This window comes from Sphingomonas aerolata (assembly GCF_023935825.1).
GTDB lineage: Bacteria > Pseudomonadota > Alphaproteobacteria > Sphingomonadales > Sphingomonadaceae > Sphingomonas > Sphingomonas aerolata.
Genome location: NZ_CP098762.1, coordinates 545,511 through 571,753 on the forward strand (window position 1 = coordinate 545,511; position 26,243 = coordinate 571,753).

A 26,243-nucleotide genomic window follows, 5' to 3' on the forward strand; every position below is an offset into this window, starting at 1 on the left:
AGGACGCCGCGCGATGGGACTACAGATCGGGGGCAAGTATCGACGATACTGTGGTTTTCGCCGGGTTTGCGCTCAGCCCTCGGTCGCGAGCGCCTTCAACCGGTAGAGCGCATCGAGCGCGTCGCGTGGGCTCATCGCATCGATGTCGAGCTTCGCCAGGTCTTCGCGCAGCACGTCGCAGGCCACCTCCTCGATCTGTGCGGCGGCCGCGAACAGCGGAAGATCATCCAGCCCCGCCGCCAGACCGCCGGTTTTGGCACGCCCGGCTTCCAGCTTGGCAAGCACCGCTTTCGCACGCTGCACGGTGACCGGCGGCATGCCGGCGAGGCGCGCGACGGCGAGGCCGTAGCTGCGATCCGCGGGCCCGTCGGCGAGCTCGTGGAGCAGGACGAGTTCGCCCTTCCACTCTCGCGCGCGAACGTGATGCAGCGACAGCGCCTCGCAGCGTTCAGCGAGCCGGGTCAGCTCATGATAATGCGTGGCGAACAAGCAGCGGCATCGATTGTCCTCATGGATCGCCTCGACCACGGCCCAGGCGATCGCGAGGCCGTCATAGGTGGACGTGCCGCGACCGACCTCATCGAGAATCACGAAGCTTCGCGGCGTCGCCTGCGCGAGGATGGCGGCCGTCTCGACCATTTCGACCATGAAGGTCGAGCGACCGCGCGCAAGATTGTCCGACGCGCCGACGCGACTGAACAGGCGGTCGACGAGACCCAGCGTTGCCTTGGTGGCCGGCACATAGCTGCCCGCCTGCGCCAGGACCGCGATCAGCGCATTCTGGCGCAGGAAGGTCGACTTGCCGCCCATGTTCGGGCCCGTGACGAGCCACAGTCGCGAGGATTCCGACAGGTTGCAGTCGTTGGCGACGAACCGGTCGCCCGACTTGGCGACGGCGGCCTCGACGACCGGGTGCCGGCCTCCCTCGATCTCGAAACAGGCATGGTCGACCAGGATCGGGCGCGACCATTGCCCCTCGGCTGCGCGCTCGGCGAGACCGGCGGCGACATCGAGCCGGGCAAGCGCATCGGCGGTCGCGGCAATCGCCTCGCGACCGCCGAGCGCTCGCGCGGTCAGATCCTCGAGATGCGCCGACTCCGCCGCCGTGGCATGCGCACCCGCCTGCGAGACTTTCGTTGCGACATCGTGCAGCGCGGGCGTGTTGAAGCGTACGACACCTGCGAGGGTCTGGCGGTGCGTGAAACCGCTGTCGGGCTTCATCAGCGAATCGGCAGCTCGTGCAGGGACCTCGACATGATAGCCGAGCACGCCATTGTGGCGGATCTTGAGCGCGGACACGCCGGTCGAGGTGCGAAAATCGGCCTCCAGTGCGGCGATCGCGCGGCGTCCCCCAGCGCCGGTATCGCGCAGGTCGTCGAGAGCGGCGTCATATCCCGCCGCGATATACCCCCCGTCAGAGGCTTCGATCGGTGGCGATGGTACGAGCGCACGCTTGAGCAGGTCGATCAGGCTGCCATGCCCGCGCAACAGCGGTGCGACGTCGCTGAGCAGGCGCGGCGGATCGGTAAGTGCATCGAGCCGCTCCCCCAGGTTCCAGGCGCCGTCGAGACCGTCGCGCAACTGGCCAAGATCGCGCGGTGATCCTCGACCCGCGGCGAGGCGGCCAAGCGCCCGGCCGATGTCCGGCAGCGCGCGCAGCGTCGCGCGCAACCGTTCGCGCAGGGCCTGGTCGTCATGGAACAACCGGACGAGGTCGAGCCGCGCGTCGATCGCGGCCTTGTCCATCAGGGGCGCGCCGAGATCGGCACCGAGAAGGCGTGCGCCGGCACCGGTGACGGTGCGATCGACCGCGTCGAGCAGGCTCCCCTTGCGGACGCCCCCGGTGGTGCAGGTCAGTTCGAGGCTTTCCCGCGTCGCGGCGTCGATCGCCATCACCTGGGCTGCCCGCCCGATTCGTGGCGGGCGCAGGAAGGGCAGCGCGCCCTTCGCGTTATGTTCGAGATACGCGACCAGACCGCCCGCCGCGGCCAGCGCGGCCCGCCCGAACTGCCCGAAGCCGTCGAGGGTCGCGACGCCGTAGATCCGCTTGAGTCGCGCTTCGCCCGCACCACTGTCGAAATCGCTCCTGGGGCGCAGCGTCGTGGCGGCCTCCGCGAAACCACTCGCCTCGGCGACGACGATCTCGGCCGCGGCAAGTCGCGCCAGTTCGGCCCCGACCGCGTCGTCGGCGACGTCGATGACCTCGAACCGGCCGGTCGACACGTCGGCCGCGGCAATCGCGACGGATCCCCCGGCTTCACCGATCGCCACGCACCAATTGTCGCTGCGCGCGTCGAGCAAGGCTTCCTCGGTCAGCGTGCCCGCGGTCACGACGCGCACGATCGCGCGGGCGACCAGCGCCTTCGATCCGCCGCGCGCCTTCGCCTCGGCCGGGCTCTCGACCTGTTCGGCGATCGCGACGCGGTGCCCGGCCTTGATCAGTCGCTGGAGATAGGCGGTGGCCGCGTGGACTGGTACGCCGCACATCGGGATCGGCTTGCCCTCATGCTCGCCGCGGGCGGTCAGCGCGATGTCGAGCACCGCCGCGGCGATGCGCGCATCGTCCATGAACAGCTCGAAAAAATCGCCCATGCGGTAGAACAGCAGGCAATCCTGCGCCTCGGCCTTGAGGCCGAGATACTGCGTCATCATCGGGGTAGCGGCGGGAGTGGACATCGGCGCGGGGTAGCGAAAACCGTCCGCACGTCCAATAGCACTGCGAAGGGTTCCCAAGGGGTGACGAACAGCCACGCGTTCCGTAAAGGCAGGGGCTCCCCCTGCAGATACCCCCGAGGCCCCGCTTATGTCCGACGACAATAATCTCCAGTTCTCCGAACGCGAAGCGCTGCTGTTCCATTCGGAAGGCCGTCCCGGGAAGCTCGAGATCATTGCGTCCAAACCGATGGCGACGCAGCGCGACCTCGCGCTCGCCTATTCGCCCGGCGTGGCGATTCCGGTGCAGGCGATCGCCGATGACCCCTCGACCGCCTATGACTATACCGCCAAGGGCAATCTGGTCGCGGTGATCTCGAACGGGACCGCGATCCTCGGCATGGGCAATCTCGGCGCGCTCGCGTCGAAGCCGGTGATGGAGGGCAAGGCGGTGCTCTTCAAGCGCTTCGCCGACGTCGACTCGATCGACATCGAGCTGAAGACCGAGGATGTCGATCGCTTCATCGATGCGGTCGAGCTGATGGAACCGACGTTCGGCGGCATCAACCTCGAGGACATCAAGGCGCCCGAGTGCTTCATCATCGAGCAGACGCTGCGCGAGCGGATGAATATCCCCGTATTTCATGACGATCAGCACGGCACCGCGATCATCTGTGCGGCCGGGCTGATCAACGCCTGCCTCGTGACCGGGCGCAAGCTTGGCGACATCAAGCTGGTCGTCAACGGCGCGGGCGCCGCGGCGATCGCGTGCACCGAGCTGATGAAGGCGATGGGCGTGCGGCCCGATAACGTCATCATGTGCGACCGTACCGGCGTGATCTATCAGGGTCGCGACGACGTGAACCAGTGGCAGTCGGCGCATGCCACGACGAGCAGCGCGCGGACGCTGACCGAGGCGCTGGTCGGCGCCGACGTGTTCCTCGGCCTGTCGGCGGCAGGCGCGCTCAAGCCCGAGATGGTCAAGGACATGGCGGCCGCGCCGATCATCTTCGCCATGGCCAATCCCGAACCCGAGATACGCCCCGAACTGGCGATGGCCGCACGTCCCGACGCGATCGTCGCGACGGGCCGGTCGGATTATCCGAACCAGGTCAATAACGTGCTCTGCTTCCCGTTCATCTTCCGCGGTGCGCTCGACGTCCGCGCGACGGGGATCAACGACGCGATGAAGATCGCCGCGGCCAATGCGATCGCCGAGCTGGCGCGCGAGCGTGTGCCCGAGGAGGTTGCGCTGGCCTATGGTGTCAGCCACAGCTTCGGTCCGGCCTATATCATCCCCGCGCCGTTCGATCCGCGGCTGATGGAGGTCGTTCCCGTCGCGGTCGCCAAGGCGGCAATGGCATCGGGCGTCGCGACCAAGCCGATTCTCGACATCGAGGCGTATCGCCAGTCGCTGCGCGCGCGTCTCAACCCGACCACCTCGGTGCTGTCGATGGCCTATGAGGGCGCACGGGCGCATCCCAAGCGTGTCATCTTCGCCGAGGGCGAGGAAGAGGTCGTGCTGCGGGCGGCGATCGCGTTCAAGGAGGGCGGCTACGGTACGCCGGTGCTGGTCGGTCGCGACGACGTGCCCGACCGGTTGCGCGCGCTGGGCGTCACCGATCCCGAGAGCTTCGAGCTGCACAACAGCCGCGTCTCGCCGCTGGTGCCGAAGATGGTCGAGCTGCTCTACGCCCGGCTCCAGCGTCGTGGGTATCTGCGGCGCGACTGCGAGCGGATGGTGAACCAGGATCGCAACATCTTCGGTGCGCTGCTGCTGCAGCTCGGCGAGGGCGATGCGATGATCACCGGCATCACGCGCACGTACGGCGAGACGATGCGCCAGATCTACCGCGTGATCGATCCGGCGGCGGGCAAGACGCCGTTCGGCATCCACCTGCTCGTCGGGCAGAGCCACACGGTGTTCATCGCCGACACCACGGTCAACGAACGTCCGACCGCCGAACAGCTCGCCGATTTCGCCGAGCAGACCGCGGCGGTCGCACGTCGCATGGGGCATGAGCCGCGCGTCGCGTTTCTGAGCTATTCGAACTTCGGCAACCCGAAGGGCGAGTGGCTCGACAATATCCGCGACGCGGTGACCGTGCTCGACGGTCGTCAGGTCGGGTTCGAATATGAGGGCGAGATGGCGCCGGACGTGGCGCTCAACCCGAAGCAGCTGGCGAACTATCCGTTCGCGCGGCTGTCAGGGCCGGCGAACGTGCTGATCATGCCGGGTCTTCAGTCGGCGCATATCTCGGCCAAGCTGTTGCGCGAGCTCGGTGGCGATTCGGTGATCGGGCCAATGCTGATCGGCATGGAGAAGCCGGTGCAGGTCGCGCCGATGACGAGCACGGCGAGCGAGCTGGTGACGCTGGCGGTGCTCGCCGCGGGTGGAATTGCTCGCTGACGAGCGAGCCCTCTCCCCGGCGGGGAGAGGGAGCGAGCGGGGGTGAGGGCAGGGGCGGGAATGCGGCGCGTGCCCTCACCCTCCCACCGCTTCGCGGCGGGCCCCTCCCTCTCCCCTGAAGGGAGAGGGGTTTTGCTTAGGCGTCGATGCTGGTGCCTAGCGAGGCGTGGACGAGGCCGCCGTCGACGGTGATGGTCTCGCCGATCACGTAATCGCCGGCGCGGCTGGCGAGGTAGATCGCAGCGCCGGCCATGTCCTCGTCGACACCGACCCGCTTGGCCGGGATCCCTTGCGCAACCGCGTCGCCGTGATCGCGGGCCGCCTTGTTCATGTCGCTGGCAAACGCACCGGGGGCGATCGAGGTGACGTTGATCGAATCGGTCACGAGCCGCGCGGCCATGCGCTTGGTCAGATAGATCAGCGCTGATTTCGACGCGTGATAGCTGTAGGTTTCCCAGGGGTTGAGCCGCTGGCCGTCGATCGAGGTGATGTTGATGACCTTGGCCGGCCGGTCGCGCGAGCCCGAGGCCGTGAGCGCTGCGTGAAGCGCCTGGGTCAGGAAGAAGGGCGATTTGACGTTCAGGTCCATGACCTTGTCCCAGCCGACCTCCGAAAACTCCTCGAACGGGACGCCCCAGGCCGCGCCCGCATTGTTGACGAGGATGTCGAGCCGGCTCTCGTGCTCGGCGAACTGCGCCGCGAGCGCCTTGCAACCGGCGACGGTCGAGACGTCCTGGGGCAGCGCGATGCAGTTGGGGCCAAGTTCGGCCGCCGCGGCTTCGCAGGCATCGGCCTTGCGCGACGAGATATAGACCTTTGCGCCCTGCGCGATGAAGCCCGCCGCGATCATCTTGCCGATGCCGCGGCTGCCGCCGGTGATCAGCGCGACGCGGCCGTCGAGACGGAACAGGGTGGTCGTATCCATGCGGCATCCTCCAGAGATTTTTGCGACTGGTATCCCCGCGCGATGCGTGCCGCAAACCCGTTTTTCGAATTATGGCAACTTGAGTAGGTGGTGTGCCGTACTGTCATCGCAAAGCCGGCCTTCGTGTGCTCTTTTGGAGCGCGCGGCGCAGGGATGCCTGTATGCATTCGCGCGTTGGCTGCATCAGGGGCAGAACGCCGCATAAGGGGCAGCGTGACTGGCGAATAAAGGGGCTCGTCGGCGCGGCAACACGCTTCGTCGGATATGGTTCCGCGACGCCTTTCAATTAAATCCGCACTCCCGTAGCCAGACTGTGACGAACGGGTTTTGACCGGGGGGTCTCGATGAATTTCAAGGCGTTAGCAGCGCGTTTTGCGCTGGTGGTATCGTGCGGCCTGATGACGGCCACACCGGCAGCGGCCCAGTTCTGGCAGTGCGTGACCTTTGCCCGCTCGGTGTCGGGCATCGAGATCCGTGGCAATGCCAACACCTGGTGGAGCCAGGCCGAGGGCCGTTACGAGCGTGGCCATGCACCAAAGGCCGGTGCCGTCCTCGCCTTCTCGCCGACCTCGCGGATGCGCGTCGGCCATGTCGCGATGGTCTCCAAGGTCGTCAGCGACCGCGAAGTGCTCCTGACCCATGCCAACTGGTCGCGTCGCGGTGCGATCGAAACCAATGTCCGCGCGATCGACGTGTCCGACGCGGGTGACTGGAGCATGGTCAAGGTCTGGTACGGGCCGCAGGGCGATCTCGGTACCTCGGCCTATCCGACCAAGGGCTTCATCTATTCAGGCCATGCACCGCGTGGCGACACGCTCGACGCCCCCGCCCAGCCGTCGCTTCAGATGGTCAGCGCGCCCAGCGCGACGCAGCGTGCCAATGCCGCTCAGCTCGCCACGGTGCAGCATGGCCCGACCGACCCGCGCGGCATCTTCACGCTCGTAAACGACGCGGGCTGAACCAGTTAAGCGATTACCGGGCCGCCATCGCCCGGAACGTCAGCGCATCGCCGTTCATGCAATAGCGCTTTCCCGTCGGCTTGGGGCCGTCCTCGAACACATGGCCGAGATGCCCGCCGCAGCGTCGGCAATGCACTTCGGTCCGCGCCATCCCGAGCGTCGAATCGACCCGGGTCCGCACGGCATTGGGCAAGGGCTGCCAGAAGCTCGGCCATCCCGTCCCGCTCTCGAACTTGGTCTTCGACGAGAACGCAGGCAATGCGCAGCCGGCACACGAAAAGATCCCGGCGCGATGTTCGCCGTTGAGCGGGCTCGAATAGGGTCGCTCGGTCGCTTCCTTGCGCAGCACGTTATACGCGTCGGGCGACAGCTTCTTGCGCCACTGTGCATCGCTCAATGTGACCTCGAAGCGTTCGGCAGCCTGGGCGGACTGCGACGAACAGCCCCAGAGGGCAAAGCCCGCCGCGCCGGCGCCGGCGAGCGTGAGGAACGTGCGGCGATCGGGCGATGTATGTGTCATGGTCATGATATAAGTACGAACCTTGCCGCGAACAGGATGCGCGGGGGCGGGCGATGAAAGTCAGTAGCGGCTGATCTCGACCGGGAGCGAACGATAGCCGTGGACGAAACAGGCGGCGACACGGGTCGGCGGGCCGACCATGTTGATCCGCATGCGGCGGTTCGCCATTTCCTCGAGCAGGATCGCGAGCTGCATCTCGGCGAGCCTCGCCCCGACGCAGCGGTGGATGCCGTGGCCGAAGGCGAGATGGCGCCGCGCATTGGGACGGTCGACGCGGATCGCGTCGGCATCATCCCCGAACACGCTCTCGTCGCGATTTGCCGAGAGATACCACAGGGCCAGCTTGTCGCCGGCCTTGATCGACTGGCCCTGCAGTTCGGTATCCTGCGTTGCGGTCCGGCGCATGTGCGCGAGCGGCGTCTGCCAGCGGAGAATCTCGCTCACGGCGTTGGGAATGAGCGCCGGATCCGCTTCGAGCATGGCGCGGGCGTCGGGAAATGCGTCGAGGCCATAGGCCAGCGCCGACATCGAGTTGCGGGTCGTGTCATTGCCTCCGACGATCAGGAGGATCAGGTTTCCGATGAATTCGTGATGCTCCATATGCGCCATCGCATCCGAATGGATCATCATCGAGATCAGGTCGGGGGTCGGCGGCCGGTCGATCTTGGCGTTCCAGAGCGTCTGGAAATAGGCCCCGCAATCAAACATATGCGCGAGCCGCTGCTTGCGCGTCTCCTCGTTCTTGACGAGCTCGATGTCGCCCGCCCAGTCCGACCACAGGGTCAGCTTGCGCCGATCCTCCCAGGGAAAATCGAACAGGATCGCCAGCATCTGCGTCGTCAGCTCGATCGCGACGCGGTCGACCCAGTCGAACGGCGTGTTCCAGTCGAGCCCGTCGAGGATCTCCGCGGTGCGCCGGCGGATGTCGGGCGCCATGCGGGTCATCTCGCTCGGCGTGAAGGCGGGGGCGACCGTGCGGCGCTGGCTGGTGTGGATCGGGCGATCGCGCGCTATGAACATCGGCATGCGGACGTCGCGATCGCGATCGAAATCGGCGAGGGTGATGCCGCCGGCTTCGGAGGAATAGAGGTCGGGCAGCGACTCGACCTCGACGATCCCCCGGTAGTTCGAGACCGACCAATAGGGGCCGTAATCCGAGCTCGCGACATGGTGGACCGGGGCATGCGCGCGAAGATGGCGGAAGGGCGCGTGCCAGACATCGTCGCGGTAGAGGTCCGCGCGACTGACATCGAGCGGGTCGATCGGGTGTTTTCCGGTTGCCGCCCTGGTGGTTACGGGGCTGCCAAGCGGAGCCGTCGTGATTTCGCCTGCAAGCGTCGCCACCCATAACTCTCCTGTTTTCGGGCAGGAGACCAAGTACTGACAGGGATGTCAACAACCTGTGTCAGTGGGGTTTCGCGCGGCGCCAGAAGGGCCGGGCGCTGCCCGACTGGAGCACGCCGCGGCGGAACAGTCGTGCGCCCACGACGATGAAGATCGTCACCCACAGGGCCTGCCAGGCCAGCGCCGCGACGTGCGGCCAGAGCTCGGGGGAATTGGCCGCGTGCCCGGCCATCGCGAAGGGCGAGGAAAGCGGGAAGAGCTCGGCGAGCGTCGCGATCCAGCTGCCGGGGCGCGAGACCGCGGCGGACGAGAGACCGAACATCGCGACCTGAAGGATCGTGATCGGCAGCGACAGCATCTGGATCTCGCGCATCGTCGAGGCCTGCGCGCCGACGCCGAGAAACACTGATCCCAGAAGCAGATAGGCCATGGTGAAATAGCCAGCGAACAGCAGCGCGAACATCGGCCCGCCGACCGCCGGGCGGAGATCGCCGATCGCCGCCGCCGCGCCTGCGGGAAGCAATGTCGTGACCTGTCCGACGACGGTTCCCCAGAAGGCGACGAACAGCACCGCGACGCCGAACATGCCGATCAGCTTGCCGAAGAACACCGATTCGAGCGGGACCGCGGCGGCGAGCACCTCGATCACCTTGTTGTTGCGCTCCTCGGCCATCGTGCCGACGACCTGGCCGGAGAGGAACAGCGTCAGGAAGAAGATCCCGAACACCGCGAAGAAGGCGGACTGATGCTGGCCGCCGACCGAGCCGCGCGACCGCGTGATCCGGGTCTTGGTCACGTCGATCGGGGGCAGCGTGCCGCCCGCCTGTTGCGCCGCGAGCGTGGTCTGCGCGAGCGTCGCGAGATAGCCCGCCGCGCGGTCGCCGCGTGGCCCATAGAGGATCTGTGGCGCCGCGAGCGGGCCGTAAAGCACTGCGGCGGCGTCGATATCGTTGCGGTCGAAGGCGTTGCGCGCCTGTGCCGCCGGATCGGCGGCGGCCGGCTGGGTGGTCAGGTCGGGTGGTCCCTCGCCAGGCCGGAAGATGCCGCGCAGCTGCGTGTCGGCCTCGGCCATCATACGCGACTCGGCGGCGGGGAGGATCGCGATGATCTGCGCCTTGTCCTGCGCGCCGTCGGTGACGCTGGCCGCGCCGAGCCCGCCGACCGCCCCGAAGGCGCCCATGATCAGCGGCGCGAACAGGAAGAGCAGGAAGATCGGGGTGAAGACGGTTGCGGTGAAATCGCGGCGGGCGATGGTGAAGGTCTGGCGCAGCGTGCGGCGGAAGCGGGTCATGGCTGCGCCTCCTGCTGACCGACGATTCGCACGAACGCCTCGTGCAGCCCGGGGCGTTCGATCGAGAGCCCGGAAATGCCGTATCCCGCGTCGATCAGCCGCACCAGCAGCGTCTCGATCCCGCCGCCCGGCAGTTCGAACCGCCAGCCGTCGCGATCGGGCAGCGCGTCGGGGGGCAGGACGCCGCGGATCGCGGGGTCGGGGCGGTGCGGGGTGTAGTGGACGCGCTGGGGCAGGACGCCGCGCGCGTCGTCGACGGTGCCTTCGAACCGGCGCTTGCCGCCGGCGATGATCGCCAGCCGGTCGCACAGCCGTTCCGCGTGGCTCATGATATGCGTCGAGAACAGGATCGTCGCGCCGCGATCGCGCTCGACAAGGATAAGCTTTTCAAGACGTTCCTGGTTGACCGGATCGAGCCCGGAAAAGGGTTCGTCGAGCACGAGCAGATCGGGCTGATGGACGACCGAGCCGAGCAGCTGGACGAGCTGCGCCATGCCCTTCGACAATTTGCGGATCTTCTCGTCGACCGCATGGCCGAGCCCCGCCCCCTCCATCAGCGTGACCGCGCGCGCACGCCCGGTCTTCCAGTCGAGACCGCGCAGTGCGCCCATGAACGCGATCGCCTCGCGTGCCTTCATCGCGGGATAAAGTCCCCGTTCCTCCGGCAGATAGCCGACATGATCCGAAGCGTCGCGCGGGCTGTCGAAGCCAAGCAGGGTGCGGTGGCCTTCATCGGGTTCGATGATCCCGAGCAGCATGCGCAGCGTCGTGGTCTTGCCCGCGCCGTTGGGGCCGAGCACGCCGTAGATCGCGCCGGTTGGCACGGCGATGTCAACGTCGTCGACCACTCGCCGGTCGCCGAAGCGCTTGACCAGCCCGCTGGCCTTGACCGCCCATTCCTCGCCCACGCGTAAACTTCCTTCAAGCCGAGCGGCTGTGGTAGCGGGCGGACGTGCCCGACGACAAGCCATCCGAACTCGAATCGCGCGTGAAGGCCAAGGCGGCCGAACTGGGCTTTGCGGCGTGCGGGATTGCGCGCGCGGATGCGGCGCCGCTGGCGGGCGAACGGCTGCACCAGTGGCTGGCCGAAGGGCGGCATGGCGACATGATCTGGATGGAGGAGCGGCGCGATCAGCGGGCGAGCCCGGCCGGGCTGTGGCCCGCGGTGCGCAGCGTGATCGCGCTGGGCATGAGCTATGCGCCGAAGGACGATCCGCTGCGGCTGGCGGAGCAAGGCGAGGTCGGCCGGATCTCCGTCTATGCGCAGGGCGCGGACTATCACGACGTCATCAAGCGGCAGCTGAAGGCGCTCGGCCGGTGGCTGGCGAGCGACGCGGTCGGTGTCGAGTATCCGTTCGATCTCAAGGTGTTCGTCGACACTGCGCCGGTGATGGAGAAGCCGCTCGCCGAGGCGGCGGGGCTGGGGTGGCAGGGCAAGCACACCAATCTGGTCAGCCGGACAGAGGGCAGCTGGCTGTTCCTCGGTGCGATCTACACGACGCTCGAACTGAAGGGCGACGCCGCGGGCCGGGATCTGTGCGGGAGCTGCGACGCGTGCCAGCGCGCATGCCCGACCGATGCGTTTCCGGCGCCCTACAGGCTCGATGCGCGGCGTTGCATCTCGTATCTGACGATCGAGCATGCGGGGGTGATTCCTGAGGAATTCCGGGCGGGTATCGGCAACCGCATCTATGGCTGCGACGATTGCCTGGCGGTGTGCCCGTGGAACAAGTTCGCCGCCGCCGCGAACGCCAATCTCGCCTTCGCGCCGCGCGCCGAGCTGGTCGCGCCCGAGATCGCCGACCTGATCGCGCTCGACGATGCGGGGTTCCGCCAGGTCTTTGCCGGCTCGCCGATCAAGCGGATCGGGCGCGACAAGATGGTGCGTAACGCGTTGATCGCGGCGGGGAATAGTAATGACGCGACATTATCGGAGGGCGTCGCGGCGTTGCTGGGCGACCCGGCGCCGGTCGTGCGCGGGACGGCGGTGTGGGCCTTGTCGCGACTCGACGCGGTGCGATTCGCGGCCGAGAAAGCGGATCGTCGTGGCGGCGAAAATGACGATGGCGTCCGCGCGGAATGGGACCGGGCGAACTTAAGCTGACGCGGGCCAAGTGACGCGCGACAGGGGAAATTATTCACGAACGCCGGTGTAGGGGTGCGCATTCGAGACTTGCCTTGCGGGGGCAATGCGGACAGCGGTGGCGGTCCAAGGGGCGATGATTGCATATGTTGGCATTTTCCACTGCTACGATGGTCGCCGCGCTGGCGGTGCAGGCCGTCGACCCGCTGCCCGTCGCGCCGGTCCCGGTTGCGCCGTCGACGGTGGTTGCGGACGAGCAGCGCGTGCCCGAATCGCCCGTCGTGCCGGTATCGCCGCCCGTGGTGCCCGTAGCGCCGGTTGCAGCGTCCCAGACTGTCCCGGTTCCAGCGCCCGTGCCCGCCGAGCCGAACGCGCAGAAGGACATCGTCGTCGTCGGGCAGTCGCGTGATGCCGGGGATCCGCTGCGTGGCGTGAATGCCCAGGCGTTCGGGGCGACGCAGGCGGTCGACAGCGCGGTCGTTGGGCCGGTGGCGCGGGTCTACAAGCGCAAGGTGCCGAGCCCGATCCGCAAGGGTATTCACAACTTTCTCTATAACTTGCGCGAGCCGATCGTGTTCGTGAACTTCCTGCTGCAGTTCAAGCCGGGCAAGGCGGCCGAGACGGTCGGGCGGTTCGTGATCAATTCGACGGTCGGCGCGGCGGGGGTCATCGACGTTGCCAAGAAGCGGCCGTTCCGGCTGCCGCGCCGGTCGAACGGCTTTGCCAACACATTGGGGTATCACGGGATCGGCAACGGGCCGTTCCTGTTCCTGCCGCTGGTCGGGCCGACGACGGTGCGCGACCTGATCGGCGGGACGCTCGACCGGTTGCTGCTGCCCACTGCGATCGGGTCGCCGTTCACCGATGCGAGCTACACGGTGCCGGCCGGCGTGCTCGGCGCGCTCGACCACCGCGCCGATTTCGACGAAACTCTCAAGTGTTTGCATGACGATGTGGGCGATCCCTATGCATCGTCGCGCGCCTTTTACCTGCACCGGCGACAGGCGGAGATCGATCATCTCCACCGCCGGCCCCCGGCACCGCCGCCCGAATGCCAGGCGGCGCTGCCCGCGACGCGGATCCCGGTCGGCGCGGCGGGTGCGACCGAAACGGTGCCGCCGCCCGGGCCCTGAGCGGCCTAGCGGCCGCCGTCGCGGCGGGTGAGCGCGGCGACGCAGCTGGCGCGGTCGATCGTGCTGCCGTCGAGTTCGCGCGCGTCGATATAGGTGACCTTGGGCTCGCCCGATCCGGCGGGGTAGAGATAGGCGTCGAGCACGCAAATTCCGCTCTGGAACTGGAGCTTGCGCGCCACGCCCTCGCGGACATCGGCGTCGGGATCGCCGAACAGCCGGGTCAGGCCGGCGGCGGTCTGGCCGATCACGCGTTCGAGCCCGACGCTGGTATAGGGGATGGCGGGGCGGCCGACCGGCGCGGTCGCGACGGGAGCGGCGCAACCCGCGAGCGCGAGGCCGAGGGCCATCGCCAGGCCCGCGCCTGACCGCGCGATTGTTAGGCCTTTCAACGCGTTGACACGTGATCTCGTCATCAGCTGGTCCCCCGGGCGCGCACCGCTGCGCGCGTCCCGTGATAAAAATGCGTCGCCATCGCCGCGCCGAGCACGGGGGCGGCGATGTTGAGGATCGGAACCACGAACAGCGCGGTGTTCGCAAGACCCAGCACGAACCGCGACGCCCGCGTCGTCGCACGCCAGCCCCGCATCGCCGCGGCGTCCATGTGGCGCGCGGCGACCATGTCGCCGAGATCGCGCCCGAGCAGCCAGCCATTGACCACGAAAAACGCCGCCGCGGTGCCGACCCCGGTGACGAGCAGGCCGATATAGACGGGCACCATCAACAGGTTGACGAGCAGCACGCGGAACGCCGAGCGCAATCCCATCGCCAGGCTGCGCGCGAACGGCACGGGTCGCGCGGTAGCCAGACTGGCGGGATAATGCCGCGCCTCGACCGCGGCGACGACATCGTCGGCGAAGATCCCGACGACCGCGATGGCGACCGCGCGAAACAGGATCCAGACCGCGAGGATGGTCAGGAACAGCGCGACCGCGGCGGCGATCCCGGCCTGGTCACTGCCGAGCCAGGCGGCGAAAATCGCCTTTGCGCCCAGCCACATGAGCAGGCCGAGCGCGGCGAAGACGAGCAATGTCACCGCCATCGACTTGGCAAAGACGCGCAGCACCGGCGGATCGCCGAGCTGGCCGAGCGAGAGGAAAAAACCGCGGATCATGCGTCAGCGATGGCCCGCCGCCTCCGGGCCGTCAACGTTGGGCTTCGACTCAGAGCGTGCGGATCAGGCGGACCGCGCGGGCGATCCAGACGGGGCGCTCGATCTGCTGGGGCGCGGCATCGTCGCCGACCGGAATAAGCGTGGGGCTGCCGTCGGTTAGCGCGACCAGACGGCCAAAGGCGAAGCGGCCGGCGGGGCGGGGGACGAGCACGTCGCGGTAGAGCGCGCTCTCGAATTCGTCGGGGCCGAGCGTGGTGCACCAGAGCACGTCGCCCGTGCGGTAGTCGCCGACGCCGGCGGCCACCGTGACCGCGACCTGACCCGGCTCGACCTGCGGCGGCGTGGCGAGGTTGGGGCGGGTAGGGGCTTGAATTCCGGTCGAATCCAGGATCGCGACGACGGGCAGATCGGCGCGTTCGGGCATCGTCACGAGATCGACCGCGGCGACGTCGAGCGCGGCGGCGATCCGGTTGAGCCAGCCGACCGACACGGTCCGCGTCCCCGTCTCGAGCCGGCCGATCGTCTGCGCGGTTGTCGGGGGATCACAACGCCTTGCAACGTCGTCGAGCGTCAATCCCTTGGCGCGGCGGACGGCACGGATAGCAGTGATCATCGACAGGCTCCGTCGCTTGCACAAACCATATAGGTTAATTTCTCTTGCAATTTCTGGTCGAATATGGCAAGACAAACGGGACTCGGCAAATGGAAAGGGCGGCGCATGCAGGATCTGATCGAGGTCGCGATCGATGGGCGGGGCATGCGGCGGGAGCCTGACAGGGAAGGTGAGCGGGAAGCTGACAGGGTCGGTGAGCGGGAGGTGCAGCGGGAAGGTGTAACCCGGGGCGGGCGGAGCGTGACGGTCAACCGGGCAGAGTCGCCGCTGACCTGGCTGCGGTCGCGCGGGCTGATCGATGCGCGGCAGTTTGCGGCGGGCGAGCGGTTGCGCGGGGCCTACGAGACCGCGTCGATCGCGCCGAGCGTGACGATGCGCTGGACGCCGCGGGTCGATGGCGGCGGGCAGGATGCGCTCGACCCGACCAGCGCGCAGATCGCGGCGAAGCGGCGGTTCGATGCGGCGATCGCGGCGGCGGGGCCGGGGCTCGCGGATATCGTGTGGCGGGTGGTGTGCGCGGGCGAGGGGCTGCCCGCGGCGGAGCGCGCGCTGTCCTGGCCAGCGCGCGCGGGGCGGCTGGTGCTGACGCTCGCGCTCGACCGGCTGGCGGCGCATTATGAGGGCGGGGACGTTAGAGGGCGCGAGGGGGGCGGCGGCTCGCCTTTGCGCAGCGACGCGGGTAAGGGCGCGGCATGCGCTTCGAACTGATCAAATGTCATGGCTCCGGCAACGATTTCCCGCTGATCGACGCGCGTGCGCTGTCGCTGGGCGATGCGGACTGGGCGCGCGTCGCACGCGCGCTGGCGGATCGCGCGGGGCCGGTCGGCGGCGACGGGCTGCTGCTGCTGACCGCGGGTGACGAGGACGGGCGGGCGTTCGGGATGCGGATGTTCAATTCCGATGGCAGCGAATCGGAGACGTGCCTCAACGGGCTGCGCTGTGTCGCGCGTGCGGGGTTCGCCGCGACCGGGCTGACGCGCGCGACCGCTCGGCTGAAGACAAGCGATGCGCTGGTCGTGCGCGACGCGGAGATCGCGCCGGGCGTGTTCACGGTGCGCGAGACCGCGGGGCCGGCGTCGCTCGACGTCGCGGCGTGGCCGATGCATGTCGATGCGGACCAGATCGTCGAGGCGCCGCTCGCCGGACTGCCCTCGACGCGCGCGTTCACCGCGGTGGCGATGCCCAACCCGCATCTGGTGGCGTTCGTCGAGGCGGTCGACGATGCCGAGCTGGTCCGCGTCGGCGAGGCCTGCGAGGCGGCGCCCGACTGGCTGCCCAACCGCGCCAATGTGAGCTTTGTCGAGCTGCGCGGGACCGACCTGTTCGTCCGCACGCATGAGCGCGGGGTCGGGCTGACCGACAGTTGCGGCAGCGCGATGGCGGCGTCGACCTTCGCCGCGTGCCTGACGGGGCGGATCGCGTACGACACGCCGACGACGGTGTTCAACCGCGGCGGGCTGGTCCGCGCCGAGGCGGGGGCGGACGGCATGGTGACGCTGTCGGGCAATGCGACGGTCGAATGGACCGGGTCGGTGACGGTCGATCTCGAGTCCGGCGAACCGGGCGACCTGGTGATTGCGCGGCGGCATGACGAAGAGATTGCCGCCTGGGAAACATTGCGCACCGGAATGTAAAAAAGCGTGTGCATCGTTGCGGCCGGGGTGGCCGTATCTTCGCCGCGGCAGCCGGATCATCGGCGCCGATCAGGAGAGACCGTCATGACCCCCCTGTTTCGTACCACGATCATTGCCGCCGCTGTCGCCGTCAGCGGCACCGCGCTGGTCGCCGCGCAGACCAACCCGATGGTCGGCGGCGCCGCGATGTACCCGACCAAGACGATCGTCGAGAATGCGGTCAATTCGAAGGATCACACGACGCTGGTCGCCGCGGTCAAGGCCGCCGACCTGGTCGAGACGCTGTCGGGACCGGGGCCGTTCACGGTCTTCGCGCCGACCAATGCCGCGTTCGGCAAACTGCCCGCGGGGACGGTCGACACGCTGCTCAAGCCCGAGAACAAGGCGCAGCTGGCGGGCGTGCTGACCTATCATGTCGTGCCGGGGACGATCATGGCCGCCGACATCGCGGCGAAGGCCAAGGCGGATGGCGGGACGGCGAGTTACACCACCGTGCAGGGTGAGCCGCTGATGTTCATGAAGTCGGGTAGCGGCTGGGGCATCATGGACGGCAAGGGGCACAAGGGGCGGATCACGATCGCCGATGTGCGCCAGTCGAACGGGCTGATCCATGTGATCGATACGGTGATGCTGCCGTGAGGGGGTGAGGTTCTGAGCCTCGCGTGCCCTCACCCTCCCACGCTTCGCGTGGGCCCCTCCCTCTCCCCCTGGGGGAGAGGGGCTTGTTTAGCTGATCAGGAGGCCGGCTAGGGCGGCGGACATGAGGTTGGCGAGGCTGCCGGCGGCGAGGGCGCGGAGGCCGAGTTTGGCGATCATCGGGCGCTGGTTGGGGGCGAGGCTGCCGGTTACCGCCATCTGGATCGCGATCGACGAGAAATTGGCGAAGCCGCACAGCGAGAAGGTGATCACCGCGATCGTCCGCGGGCTGAGCCCGGGTTGCGTGCCGAGCGAGATATAGGCGACGAATTCGTTCAGCACGATCTTCTGCCCGAACAGCCCGCCGGCGATCCCCGCCTCGCTCCACGGCACGTTCAAGAGGAACATGATCGGCGCGAAGACATAGCCGAGCAGCCCCTGGAAGCTCAGCCCCGGCAGCCCGATCATGTTGCCGAGCCCGCCGAGCAGGCCGTTGGCGAGCGCGACCAGCGCGACGAAGGCGAGCACCATCGCGCCGACCGCGACCGCGAGGCGGACGCCGGTCTGTGCGCCCTGCGCCGCGGCCATGATCAGATTGGCGGGCTTTTCCTCGTCATGCGTCGCCTGCGGCATGGGCTCGCCCGCGGACGATTCGCCGGGCAGGTCGCCGAGCGCGAGTTCGCCCTCGGGCGGCGTGACGCGGTCGGGCATGATGATCTTCGCCATCAGGATCCCGCCCGGCGCGGCCATGAAGCTGGCGGCGAGCAGATAGTCGATGCGGATCCCCATCGATGCGTAAGCCGCGAGGATCGTGCCCGCGACGCCGGCCATCCCGCTGGTCATCACGGTGAAGAGCTGCGCCGGGGTGAGGCCGGCGAGATAGGGGCGGATGACGAGCGGCGATTCGCTCTGGCCGACGAAGATGTTCGCCGCCGCGCAGAGCGATTCGACCTTCGACACGCCGATCACCTTCTCGATGCCGCCGCCGACCCAGCGCACCACGAACTGCATGATGCCGAGATAATAGAGGATCGAGACGAGGCTGGCGAAGAAGATGATGACGGGGAGGGCGGCGATCGCGAAGCTCTGGCCGCCGATCTCGGGGGTCGCCATCTTGCCGAACAGGAATTCGGTGCCCTTTTGCGAATAGCCGAGCAGATTGGCGACGCCGCCCGACATGCTGCCGAGCACGACCTTGCCGAAGCTGGAATAGAGCACGAGGATCGCGATGCCCGCCTGGAGCGCGAAGGCGGCGCCGACGATCCGCAGCCGGATCGCGCGGCGGTCGCTCGACAGCAGCACCGCGATGCCGAGGATGACGGCGATGCCTGCAAGGCCGATGATCAGTCTTTCCATGGACGCCCTGCGTTTTGGTACGATGACACACGCGGCCCCCCGGCTGCGCAAGCGGCCGACATGACACGGGTACGCCGTGCTCGCCAGTCATTTGACGCCTGCACGCTTTCACGGCGCGGTTTCATGGGGGCTAGGCATTTGACGGCGCGCGGCATTTCGCTAGCGTCCGGCGCGATGACCACAGATCTTCCCACGTTCCCGCGTTCGCTCTTCATTTTCTCCGTCCTCTATGGCGGCATGGTGTGCATCGCCGGCGTGCTGGGGGTGAAACAGGTCGCGCTCGGGCCGCTCGCGGTCGAGGCGGGGATCTTCGCGTTCCTGCTGCTGGTGGTGATCAGCAGCGCGATTTCGGAGCTGCACGGGCAGAAGACCGCGACGTTCCTGGTGCGGCTGGGGTTCATCCCGCTGCTGGTGTCCGCGGCGCTGATCCAGCTGGTACTCGCGCTGCCGCATGATCCGGGGATGTACCCGCCTGCGGTCGACGCGTTTCCGGTCGTCGTCGGGCAGGGCGCACGGATGATGATGGCGGGGCTGATCTCCTACGGGATCTCGCAGACGCTCAACGTGCTGATCTTCGCGCGGCTGGCCGGGCCGGTCGGCGGCGAGGGGCGGCTGGTGTGGCTGCGCGGGATGATCGCGAGCATCGTGTCGCAGGTGATCGACACGGTGCTGTTCATCACCATCTCGTTCCTCGGCGCGCGGCCGATCGTCGAGCTGATGGCGGGGCAGATGCTGACCAAGGTGGTGCTGTCGGTGGTGCTGGTGCCGTTCGCGATCACCTTCTTCGTGCGGCTGGGGCGGCGGCTGGACCGGGTTTGAGCGGGCCGGCCACCTGATGTGTCCCCGCGAAGGCGGGGACCCAGACTGGGCTCCCGCCTTCGCGGGAGAACAGGGAGGCAGGCGGGCCCCCGGCGGCTTTCACTCCCTCCCTCAACTGGCTAAGGGGGCGGGATGACCGATCATACGCCCGATCCCGCCCTGCTCGCCAAGGCCGAGACGCTGACCGAGGCGCTGCCCTATCTGCAGCGTTATGCCGGCAAGACCTTCGTCGTGAAATATGGCGGGCACGCGATGGGTGATCCCGAGCTGCAGCGCGATTTCGCCGAGGACATGGTGCTGCTGAAGGCGGTCGGGATCAACCCGGTCGTGGTGCATGGCGGCGGGCCGCAGATCGGCTCGATGCTGAAGCGGCTGGGGGTCGAATCGCGGTTCGTCGACGGGCTGCGCGTGACCGACAAGGAGACCGCGCAGATCGCCGAAATGGTGCTGGCGGGATCGATCAACAAGGAAATCGTCGGCTGGATCGGCCAGGCGGGCGGCCGCGCGGTCGGGATTTCGGGGAAGGACGCCGGGCTCGTCCTCGCGCAGAAGGTCGGGCACGGGCGCGAGCCGGACAAGCTGCAGGGGATCGAGCGGCATGTCGACCTGGGGTTCGTCGGCGAGCCGATTGCGGTCGACCGGACGATCCTCGACACGCTGATCGCCGCGGACATCATCCCGGTGATCGCGCCGATCGGGATCGGTGCGGACGGCCACACCTACAACATCAACGCCGACACGATGGCGGGCGCGATCGCCGCCGCGATGGGCGCGGCGCGGTTCTTCCTGCTGACCGACGTGGTCGGCGTGCTCGACAAGCAGGGCGAATTGCTGACCGATCTGGACCCGGCGAAGATCGCCGAGCTGCGCGCCGACGGGACGATCACGGGGGGGATGATCCCCAAGCTCGAGACCTGCGTCGCGGCGGTCGGATCGGGCGTCGACGCGGCGGTGATCATCGACGGGCGCGTGCCGCATGCGATGCTGCTGGAGATTTTCACGCGGCAGGGGGCGGGCACGCTGGTGAGCGCGAACGGGCGGGCGCGGTAGGGGTTTTCTTCCGTCATCCTGGGCTTGACCCAGGATCCAGGGTTACGGGGGATGACGCTGCTTGGCTCTGGATCCTGACTTTCGTCAGGATGACGGCGTTGGGGCAGGGGGGATGCTCTCTTTTCGTCAGGATGACGGGTGGGGGTTGTTTGGGGCGGGCGGGGTTCTCGTTGTCGGTCCGCTGCCTTATATAAGGCATACACCAGCGGAGACCCTTGCCTTGCTCGCCCTTCTTCAGATCGTCCAGTTGCTGCTCAACCTTGTCTGGTGGGTCATCATGATCCAGGCGGTGATGTCGTGGCTCATCGCGTTCAACATCATCAACACGCAGAGCAATGTCGTCCGGTCGGTATGGGAGGCGCTGCAGCGGATCACCGAGCCGCTCTATCGGCCGATCCGGCGGATCCTGCCCGATTTCGGCACGCTCGACCTGTCGCCGCTCGTCGTGCTGCTGATCCTGTACATCCTGACCAACATCGTCGTGCCGAACATCGCGCAGAGCCTGCTCGCCCCCGGGCTGTGAGCGAACCGGCCGCCTGGCGTGCGGTGGACGGCGGTCTGGCGATCGCGGTCCGCGTGACGCCGCGCGGCGGGCGGGATGCGCTGGCGGCGGGGACCCCGGAGCATCTGGCCGCAAGGCTCGCGGCGGCGCCGGTCGATGGCGCCGCGAATGCCGCGCTGATCGCGCTGGTCGCCAAGAGCTTCGGCGTGCCGAAACGTGCGGTGAGGATCGTCGCGGGCGAGACCGCGCGGCTGAAACGGCTGCATGTCGCGGGCGACACGCCTGCGCTGGCGGAAATCGCCGCCGCGCTTTAGGACGGCGGGCATGAGTGCGACCATCATCGACGGCAAGGCCTTCGCCGCCGGCCTCCGGGCCCGTATCGCCACCGGCGTCACCGCCTTTGCCGCAGCGGCGGGCCGCGCGCCCGGGCTCGCGGTGGTGCTGGTCGGCGAGGACCCCGCGTCCAACGTCTATGTCCGGTCGAAGGGCAAGGCGACGCGCGAGGCGGGAATGGTGAGCGTCGAGCACCGGCTGCCCGCCGATGTCGGGGCCGAACAGCTGCTCGCGCTGGTCGCCGATCTGAACGCCGATCCGACGATCGACGGGATCCTCGTCCAGCTGCCGCTGCCCAAGCATATCGACGAGCAGGCGGTGATCGCGGCGATCGATCCCGACAAGGATGTCGACGGCTTCCACCCGATCAATGCGGGGCGGCTGGCGACGGGCTCGGCGGGGTTCGTGCCGTGCACGCCGCTCGGCTGCGTGATGCTGCTCAAGAGCGTCGTGCCGAACCTGAGCGGGATGGAGGCGGTGGTCGTCGGCCGGTCGAACATCGTCGGCAAGCCGATGGCGCAGCTGCTGTTGCGCGAGAGCTGCACCGTGACCGTGGTGCACAGCCGGACGCGCGACGTGCGCGCGCATGTCGGCGCCGCGGACATCGTCGTCGCGGCGGTGGGGATCCCCGAGATGATCAAGGGCGACTGGCTGAAGCCCGGGGCGACCGTGATCGACGTCGGCATCAACCGCACCGAGGCCGGGCTGGTCGGCGATGTCGATTTCGCGAGCGCGGTGGGCGTCGCGGGCGCGATCACGCCGGTGCCGGGCGGCGTCGGGCCGATGACGATCGCGTGCCTGTTGCGCAATACGCTCGTCTCGGCGGGGCGGCGCGCGGGCGTGGCGATCGACGAGGCGGCGCTCGACCGGGCCGGCGCATGATCGAGCTTTATATCTCGTCGCTGATCACCTTCTTCGTGGTGATCGATCCGCCGGGCTGCGCGCCAATCTATGCCGGGCTGTCGGCGAGCGCGTCGGCGGCACAGAAGCGTGCGATGGCGATCCGCGCGGTCGGCGTGTCGGCGGCGATCCTGTTCGTGTTCGCGCTGTTCGGCGAGGCGTTGTTGAAAGGATTGGGGATCAGCCTGGCGAGCTTCCGGATCGCGGGCGGGATCATGCTGTTCCTGATCGCACTCGAGATGGTGTTCGAGAAGCGCACCGAACGCCGCGAGGACCGCGCCGCCAAGGTCGCGAGCGATCCCGAAGCCGACGACGTGTCGATCTTCCCGATGGCGATGCCGATGATCGCCGGGCCGGGATCGATCGCGTCGGTGATGCTGCTGATGAGCCGCAACAGCGGGATCGAGCGCTCGGCGGTGGTGCTGGCGGCGATGGTGACGATCCTGTTGCTGACGCTGGTCGCGCTGCTCGCGGCGGGGCCGATCATGCGGATCCTGGGCGCGAAGATCGAGGCGGTGATCACGCGGCTGCTCGGCGTGCTGCTGGCGGCGCTGGCGGTGCAGTTCGTGCTGGATGGGTTGTCGGTGGTGTTGCGGTAGGCTGGGGTCGGCGTGCGCGGTGCGCCGATTGCCGTCATCCTGACGAAAGTCAGGATCCAGAGCCAAAACCGATACCGCACGTAACTCTGGATCCTGACTTTCGTCAGGATGACGGGGAGGGGGTGACGGTGTCGCAGCCCCCTTCGTCATCCCCGCGGAGGCGGGGATCCATAGGCTATGCGGTTGTTGATGACTCGCAGCGGTTGCCAGTCTGGATCCCCGCCTTCGCGGGGATGACGGTTGGGGGGCGGGGATGACGGTGCGCGTCCGCGTCCGTCGTGCGGGGGTGCCTGGGCCTTAGTCGACCTTGAAGAGCCGCAGCGGGGATTTTGCCGGGAGGGGGAGCGGGGTGAGCCACGCCGGGACCTCGTTCTTCGCCATCTGCGCGTAGAAGCCGTTGGGGCTGCGGGCCTTGTAGTTGGTCGATTCCGCCGCGTTGGGGCAGAGCAGCAACAGGGTCGCGCCGTGGCGCTTGATGATCGCGTGCGCTTCGTCGGGGGTGCGGCCAAAGGCGTGCTGGACGTCGAGGATCGCGGCGCCGTTGCGGTGATAGGGGCCGGCGATCGCATTGTGGTGCGTGATCGTGATCAGCCGCGGGCCCATGTCGACGAAGGTGAAGATCGTCTGCGCGGGGTATTTGTTCAGCGCGAGCAGCACGGTGGTGCGCAGGCAGTTGCCGGTCGCCATGTTGACGCGCTTTTCATAGCCCTTGGGCTTGCCCACGGGGACGTATTTCAGCGCGATGCCGACGAAGAAGCCCGAGACGATCACCAGCGCGCCCGCGGTGCCGAGCACGCGGACCAGCATCGAGCGGTGGCCGAGCAGCCGGGGGACGATCACCCAGGCGAGCGCGACGCCGCCGGGGACCGCGAGCATCTGCGCCGCGGGACCCGCGCGGACCTGCCACAACAGCATCAGCACCGCGAAGGTGGTGAACAGCGCGACCGCGACCCAGCCGATCGCGCTCGGGCGGCGGCGTGCGCGCCACGCGGCGAACAGCGCGCCGAGCAGGCCGATCACCGGCAGCGTCGCGATCGCGACGCCGGTGCGCCAGCTGTGCTTGTAGATCGGCTTGGCCTCACGGACATTGTTCAGCCAGTTGCGCTGAAGCTCGGGCGAGACGCCCTCGGGCCGGGCGAGGCATTGCGGGAACATCAGCGCGAAGCCGATGACGATCGCCGCGCCCGCCGCGACCGCGAGCGCGAGACGCACCCCGCGTGATGCAGGGCCGAAGCGCGCGAGCAGGAAGAGGAGCATTCCGGCCGCGATCATCACGCTGAGCCAGACCGGCGTCAGCGCGTCGCAGCGCATCGCCTGGTTCGCGTTCGAGGCGAACAGTGCGAAACCCAAGGTGCTGCCGCCGCCCAGGGTCAGCGCATAGACCGCGAGCCGCGGCGCCTCGGCGCGGTCCCAGACCCAGCGCAGGGCGATGATCGCGCCCGCCATCGCGGCATAGGGGAGGAGTTCGAGCCCGATCGACAGCGACACCGCGCTCGCGATCCCGACGAGCGCGCCGCCGCGTCGCGCGCGCGGGTCGCACAGGCCGGCGAGCGTCAGGCTGAGCATCGCGAGCTGCCAGCCGTGATGGTCGATGCGTTCGGGCATGTACATCAGCATCGTCGCGGTCGCGCCGACGAGGAACAGGATCGCGAGCGGCCAGGCGAGCGGGTGGATCAGCCGCCGCACTGTCGCGCCGATGCCGAGCATCGTGATCGACAGCGGTAGCAAGGGCGCGATCCCGCAGGCGAGCCGTTCGGCCCAGCTGTTGCTGGTGAACAGGCGGAAGAAGAGGATGAGCCCGGCGATCGGCAGGTCGACGATCCGGCTCCAGTGGATGTCGAAGCCCGCGGGCGGGTTCATCCGGTACTGGCGCAGGTCGTACCAGCCCTGGCCGTCCAGCCACGCGCGGACCTGCATCAGGCGCATATTGTCGTCGGTGTCGCCGAGCGACAGCCAGCGGACCTGACCCCAGCGGTCGGCCAGCGACCAGGCGGCGACGCCGAGCCATGCCAGCAGCGTCAACGCGACCCAGTGGCGATCGAGCAGGTCGCGCCCCCGCTGCCATGGGGACTGGTGGGGCTGATCCAAAACGCTTTCCTCCTGACCGCGCGCGGACTAATGCGCGGGGCGTGACGTTGAGCGCCGCTGTATCGACGCGCGTGTAAAGAACAAGGCGGGCATGCAGGCGATCAGGCGACAGATGGACCAGATGCGGGCGAGCGGCGTGCTCGGCCAGCTCTTCCGCTTCGGGATTGCGGGCGGGCTGTCGAGCGTGATCTATTCGCTCGTCTATCTGCCGCTGACCAAATTCGTGTTTCCGCCCGAGCAGGCGGTCGCGGCGGTGCCGTTCGCCTTTGCGGTGGCGGTGACCGCGGGCTATTTCCTGCACAGCCGGTGGAGCTTCAAGGGGCATGCCGCCGAGCCGGGCGGGGCGAAACACGTCAAGTTCGTGCTGGTGCAGGGGACGGGGCTCGCGCTCAACGCGCTGATCACCTGGGTCGGGACCGCGTTCCTCCATCTGCATCCCTGGGTGCCGCTGGTCCCTGCGGTGTTCCTTGCCGCGATTCTGACGTTCGTGCTCAACCGCTTCTGGGTATTCTCTTGATTATGGCCGATTGCTGATGGACCGCATCGTTTACGACCGGATGGCCGCGCATGATTCCACGCATTGGTGGTACCGCGCGCGCCGCGACATCCTGGCGGATTATCTGACGCGCTATGGCGGCCTGCCGGCGGATGCGAAGATCCTCGAGATCGGCTGCGGGACGGGGCACAACCTGCCGATGCTGGCGGGGTTCGGCGAGATCGACGCGATCGAGATCGATCCGGCGGCGCGCGAGATCGCGAGCGCACGGCTCGGCAAGCCGGTCGGGGCGGCGCCGCTCCCCGAGCTGCCGGGGGTGCCGCGCGGGCATTACGACCTGATCGCGGTGCTCGACGTGGTCGAGCATATCGCGGACGACGTCGCGGCGTTGAAGGCGATGGCGCAGTGCCTCGCGCCCGGGGGCAAGATCCTGATCGCGGTCCCGGCGCACCAGTGGCTGTGGAGCGCGCACGACACGGTCAACCATCACCATCGCCGCTATTCGAAGGCGACGCTGAAGACCGCGATCGCGGCGGCGGGGCTGAAGCCCGACAAGCTCGGCTATTTCAACTCGCTGCTGTTCCCGCTGGCGGCGGCGGCGCGGATCGCGGGGCGGCTGTCGGGCCGCGACGACAGCGACGATTCCCCGCCCGCCAAGCCGCTGAATGCGCTGTTCGAGCGGATCTTCCGGCTGGAGCGGCATCTGGTCGGGCGCGTGCCGATGACGCCGGGGGTGTCGATCGTGACGCTGGCGGTGCCTGGGTAGGGGGTGGCGAGCGCGACGATGTG

General features: G+C 68.2%; 26 protein-coding genes. 15 read left to right on the forward strand and 11 right to left on the reverse strand.

Going from position 1 to position 26,243, the window contains the following annotated elements:
• Positions 1 to 72: 72 nt before the first annotated feature.
• A complete protein-coding gene (gene mutS / locus NEF64_RS02655) occupies positions 73 to 2,652 on the reverse strand; it encodes a DNA mismatch repair protein MutS (protein ID WP_056406896.1) in 2,580 nt (859 codons plus the stop codon).
• Positions 2,653 to 2,803: 151 nt separating this feature from the next.
• Here mutS and NEF64_RS02660 point away from each other — a divergent pair, with 151 nt between their 5' ends.
• Positions 2,804 to 5,062: an NADP-dependent malic enzyme gene (locus tag NEF64_RS02660; protein WP_031394701.1), complete on the forward strand. Its 2,259-nt coding sequence runs from the start codon at positions 2,804 to 2,806 to the stop codon at positions 5,060 to 5,062.
• A 136-nt stretch (positions 5,063 to 5,198) separates the two neighbouring features.
• On the opposite strand, the gene NEF64_RS02665 is transcribed toward NEF64_RS02660, so the two are convergent.
• Positions 5,199 to 5,987: an SDR family oxidoreductase gene (locus NEF64_RS02665; protein ID WP_056406898.1), complete on the reverse strand. Its 789-nt coding sequence runs from the start codon at positions 5,985 to 5,987 to the stop codon at positions 5,199 to 5,201.
• Positions 5,988 to 6,331: 344 nt separating this feature from the next.
• Between NEF64_RS02665 and NEF64_RS02670 the strand changes: the two genes are divergently transcribed.
• Complete coding sequence (locus NEF64_RS02670) at positions 6,332 to 6,946, forward strand: CHAP domain-containing protein (protein ID WP_081877380.1); 615 nt, start codon at positions 6,332 to 6,334, stop codon at positions 6,944 to 6,946.
• Positions 6,947 to 6,959: 13 nt separating this feature from the next.
• Here the strand turns inward: NEF64_RS02670 and msrB are convergent, their stop codons facing one another.
• The 4 genes from msrB to NEF64_RS02690 form a co-directional block, all read right to left on the reverse strand.
• Positions 6,960 to 7,466: a peptide-methionine (R)-S-oxide reductase MsrB gene (msrB, locus tag NEF64_RS02675; protein ID WP_056407427.1), complete on the reverse strand. Its 507-nt coding sequence runs from the start codon at positions 7,464 to 7,466 to the stop codon at positions 6,960 to 6,962.
• Between the two features lie 60 nt (positions 7,467 to 7,526).
• Positions 7,527 to 8,729, reverse strand: a complete 1,203-nt coding sequence (locus NEF64_RS02680; protein ID WP_252574916.1) for a cytochrome P450 — start codon at positions 8,727 to 8,729, stop codon at positions 7,527 to 7,529.
• Positions 8,730 to 8,871: 142 nt separating this feature from the next.
• Positions 8,872 to 10,101, reverse strand: a complete 1,230-nt coding sequence (locus NEF64_RS02685) for an ABC transporter permease (RefSeq protein WP_056406900.1) — start codon at positions 10,099 to 10,101, stop codon at positions 8,872 to 8,874.
• A complete protein-coding gene (locus tag NEF64_RS02690) occupies positions 10,098 to 11,009 on the reverse strand; it encodes an ABC transporter ATP-binding protein (RefSeq protein WP_235516401.1) in 912 nt (303 codons plus the stop codon). Before NEF64_RS02690 ends, NEF64_RS02685 begins: the two co-directional genes overlap by 4 nt.
• 44 nt (positions 11,010 to 11,053) lie before the next feature.
• Here NEF64_RS02690 and queG point away from each other — a divergent pair, with 44 nt between their 5' ends.
• Together queG and NEF64_RS02700 are read left to right on the forward strand one after the other, a co-directional pair.
• Positions 11,054 to 12,205, forward strand: coding sequence for a tRNA epoxyqueuosine(34) reductase QueG (gene queG, locus NEF64_RS02695; RefSeq protein WP_056406903.1), 1,152 nt, complete (start codon positions 11,054 to 11,056; stop codon positions 12,203 to 12,205).
• 125 nt (positions 12,206 to 12,330) lie between these two features.
• Entirely contained in the window at positions 12,331 to 13,317 is a 987-nt protein-coding gene (locus NEF64_RS02700) for an MlaA family lipoprotein (RefSeq protein WP_234387674.1), read from the forward strand.
• A gap of 5 nt (positions 13,318 to 13,322) precedes the next feature.
• Here NEF64_RS02700 and NEF64_RS02705 read toward each other — a convergent pair whose 3' ends face one another.
• The 3 genes from NEF64_RS02705 to NEF64_RS02715 form a co-directional block, all read right to left on the reverse strand.
• Positions 13,323 to 13,664 (reverse strand): hypothetical protein, encoded by a 342-nt coding sequence (locus NEF64_RS02705; RefSeq protein WP_183936195.1) that lies wholly within the window; start codon positions 13,662 to 13,664, stop codon positions 13,323 to 13,325.
• A gap of 65 nt (positions 13,665 to 13,729) precedes the next feature.
• Positions 13,730 to 14,428: an EI24 domain-containing protein gene (locus NEF64_RS02710; RefSeq protein ID WP_056406908.1), complete on the reverse strand. Its 699-nt coding sequence runs from the start codon at positions 14,426 to 14,428 to the stop codon at positions 13,730 to 13,732.
• A 49-nt stretch (positions 14,429 to 14,477) separates the two neighbouring features.
• Complete coding sequence (locus NEF64_RS02715; RefSeq protein WP_056406910.1) at positions 14,478 to 15,041, reverse strand: helix-turn-helix domain-containing protein; 564 nt, start codon at positions 15,039 to 15,041, stop codon at positions 14,478 to 14,480.
• A 105-nt stretch (positions 15,042 to 15,146) separates the two neighbouring features.
• Between NEF64_RS02715 and NEF64_RS02720 the strand changes: the two genes are divergently transcribed.
• From NEF64_RS02720 to NEF64_RS02730, 3 genes are all read left to right on the forward strand, one after another.
• Entirely contained in the window at positions 15,147 to 15,749 is a 603-nt protein-coding gene (locus tag NEF64_RS02720; RefSeq protein ID WP_414711878.1) for a DUF6456 domain-containing protein, read from the forward strand.
• Positions 15,734 to 16,675 carry a diaminopimelate epimerase gene (gene dapF, locus NEF64_RS02725; protein ID WP_056406912.1) on the forward strand — a complete coding sequence of 314 codons (942 nt, stop codon included), beginning with the start codon at positions 15,734 to 15,736 and terminating at the stop codon, positions 16,673 to 16,675. The genes NEF64_RS02720 and dapF overlap by 16 nt, the downstream gene beginning before the upstream one ends.
• 84 nt (positions 16,676 to 16,759) lie before the next feature.
• Positions 16,760 to 17,314, forward strand: coding sequence for a fasciclin domain-containing protein (locus NEF64_RS02730; protein ID WP_056406915.1), 555 nt, complete (start codon positions 16,760 to 16,762; stop codon positions 17,312 to 17,314).
• Positions 17,315 to 17,401: 87 nt separating this feature from the next.
• Here NEF64_RS02730 and NEF64_RS02735 read toward each other — a convergent pair whose 3' ends face one another.
• Positions 17,402 to 18,667 (reverse strand): NupC/NupG family nucleoside CNT transporter, encoded by a 1,266-nt coding sequence (locus NEF64_RS02735; protein ID WP_031440507.1) that lies wholly within the window; start codon positions 18,665 to 18,667, stop codon positions 17,402 to 17,404.
• A 174-nt stretch (positions 18,668 to 18,841) separates the two neighbouring features.
• Between NEF64_RS02735 and NEF64_RS02740 the strand changes: the two genes are divergently transcribed.
• From NEF64_RS02740 to NEF64_RS02765, 6 genes are all read left to right on the forward strand, one after another.
• Positions 18,842 to 19,486, forward strand: a complete 645-nt coding sequence (locus tag NEF64_RS02740; RefSeq protein WP_056406917.1) for a queuosine precursor transporter — start codon at positions 18,842 to 18,844, stop codon at positions 19,484 to 19,486.
• Positions 19,487 to 19,618: 132 nt separating this feature from the next.
• Positions 19,619 to 20,536, forward strand: coding sequence for an acetylglutamate kinase (gene argB / locus NEF64_RS02745; RefSeq protein ID WP_056406920.1), 918 nt, complete (start codon positions 19,619 to 19,621; stop codon positions 20,534 to 20,536).
• 220 nt (positions 20,537 to 20,756) lie between these two features.
• Positions 20,757 to 21,059, forward strand: a complete 303-nt coding sequence (locus NEF64_RS02750; RefSeq protein WP_031395935.1) for a YggT family protein — start codon at positions 20,757 to 20,759, stop codon at positions 21,057 to 21,059.
• The gene (locus tag NEF64_RS02755; RefSeq protein WP_056406921.1) at positions 21,056 to 21,352 is read left to right on the forward strand and encodes a DUF167 domain-containing protein; all 297 of its coding nucleotides are present in this window, start codon (positions 21,056 to 21,058) and stop codon (positions 21,350 to 21,352) included. The genes NEF64_RS02750 and NEF64_RS02755 overlap by 4 nt, the downstream gene beginning before the upstream one ends.
• A gap of 10 nt (positions 21,353 to 21,362) precedes the next feature.
• Entirely contained in the window at positions 21,363 to 22,253 is an 891-nt protein-coding gene (gene folD, locus NEF64_RS02760; protein WP_056406923.1) for a bifunctional methylenetetrahydrofolate dehydrogenase/methenyltetrahydrofolate cyclohydrolase FolD, read from the forward strand.
• A complete protein-coding gene (locus tag NEF64_RS02765) occupies positions 22,250 to 22,870 on the forward strand; it encodes a MarC family protein (protein ID WP_056406925.1) in 621 nt (206 codons plus the stop codon). Before folD ends, NEF64_RS02765 begins: the two co-directional genes overlap by 4 nt.
• Before the next feature lie 297 nt (positions 22,871 to 23,167).
• Here the strand turns inward: NEF64_RS02765 and NEF64_RS02770 are convergent, their stop codons facing one another.
• Entirely contained in the window at positions 23,168 to 24,958 is a 1,791-nt protein-coding gene (locus NEF64_RS02770; RefSeq protein WP_056406927.1) for a hypothetical protein, read from the reverse strand.
• A 112-nt stretch (positions 24,959 to 25,070) separates the two neighbouring features.
• On the opposite strand from NEF64_RS02770, the gene NEF64_RS02775 reads away from it, so the two are divergent.
• Entirely contained in the window at positions 25,071 to 25,475 is a 405-nt protein-coding gene (locus NEF64_RS02775) for a GtrA family protein (protein WP_235516402.1), read from the forward strand.
• 16 nt (positions 25,476 to 25,491) lie between these two features.
• Entirely contained in the window at positions 25,492 to 26,220 is a 729-nt protein-coding gene (locus tag NEF64_RS02780; protein WP_056406929.1) for a class I SAM-dependent methyltransferase, read from the forward strand.
• The last annotated feature ends 23 nt before the right edge of the window (positions 26,221 to 26,243 follow it).

Coding starts and splice junctions, on each gene's coding strand:
- mutS (WP_056406896.1), bottom strand. CDS start 2,652: ATGATGACGCAGTATCTCGGCCTCAAGGCCGAGGCGCAGGATTGCCTG.
- NEF64_RS02660 (WP_031394701.1), top strand. CDS start 2,804: ATGTCCGACGACAATAATCTCCAGTTCTCCGAACGCGAAGCGCTGCTG.
- NEF64_RS02665 (WP_056406898.1), bottom strand. CDS start 5,987: ATGGATACGACCACCCTGTTCCGTCTCGACGGCCGCGTCGCGCTGATC.
- NEF64_RS02670 (WP_081877380.1), top strand. CDS start 6,332: ATGAATTTCAAGGCGTTAGCAGCGCGTTTTGCGCTGGTGGTATCGTGC.
- msrB (WP_056407427.1), bottom strand. CDS start 7,466: ATGACACATACATCGCCCGATCGCCGCACGTTCCTCACGCTCGCCGGC.
- NEF64_RS02685 (WP_056406900.1), bottom strand. CDS start 10,101: ATGACCCGCTTCCGCCGCACGCTGCGCCAGACCTTCACCATCGCCCGC.
- NEF64_RS02700 (WP_234387674.1), top strand. CDS start 12,331: ATGTTGGCATTTTCCACTGCTACGATGGTCGCCGCGCTGGCGGTGCAG.
- NEF64_RS02705 (WP_183936195.1), bottom strand. CDS start 13,664: ATGGCCCTCGGCCTCGCGCTCGCGGGTTGCGCCGCTCCCGTCGCGACC.
- NEF64_RS02710 (WP_056406908.1), bottom strand. CDS start 14,428: ATGATCCGCGGTTTTTTCCTCTCGCTCGGCCAGCTCGGCGATCCGCCG.
- NEF64_RS02715 (WP_056406910.1), bottom strand. CDS start 15,041: ATGATCACTGCTATCCGTGCCGTCCGCCGCGCCAAGGGATTGACGCTC.
- NEF64_RS02720 (WP_414711878.1), top strand. CDS start 15,147: ATGCAGGATCTGATCGAGGTCGCGATCGATGGGCGGGGCATGCGGCGG.
- dapF (WP_056406912.1), top strand. CDS start 15,734: ATGCGCTTCGAACTGATCAAATGTCATGGCTCCGGCAACGATTTCCCG.
- NEF64_RS02730 (WP_056406915.1), top strand. CDS start 16,760: ATGACCCCCCTGTTTCGTACCACGATCATTGCCGCCGCTGTCGCCGTC.
- NEF64_RS02735 (WP_031440507.1), bottom strand. CDS start 18,667: ATGGAAAGACTGATCATCGGCCTTGCAGGCATCGCCGTCATCCTCGGC.
- NEF64_RS02740 (WP_056406917.1), top strand. CDS start 18,842: ATGACCACAGATCTTCCCACGTTCCCGCGTTCGCTCTTCATTTTCTCC.
- argB (WP_056406920.1), top strand. CDS start 19,619: ATGACCGATCATACGCCCGATCCCGCCCTGCTCGCCAAGGCCGAGACG.
- folD (WP_056406923.1), top strand. CDS start 21,363: ATGAGTGCGACCATCATCGACGGCAAGGCCTTCGCCGCCGGCCTCCGG.
- NEF64_RS02765 (WP_056406925.1), top strand. CDS start 22,250: ATGATCGAGCTTTATATCTCGTCGCTGATCACCTTCTTCGTGGTGATC.
- NEF64_RS02775 (WP_235516402.1), top strand. CDS start 25,071: ATGGACCAGATGCGGGCGAGCGGCGTGCTCGGCCAGCTCTTCCGCTTC.
- NEF64_RS02780 (WP_056406929.1), top strand. CDS start 25,492: ATGGACCGCATCGTTTACGACCGGATGGCCGCGCATGATTCCACGCAT.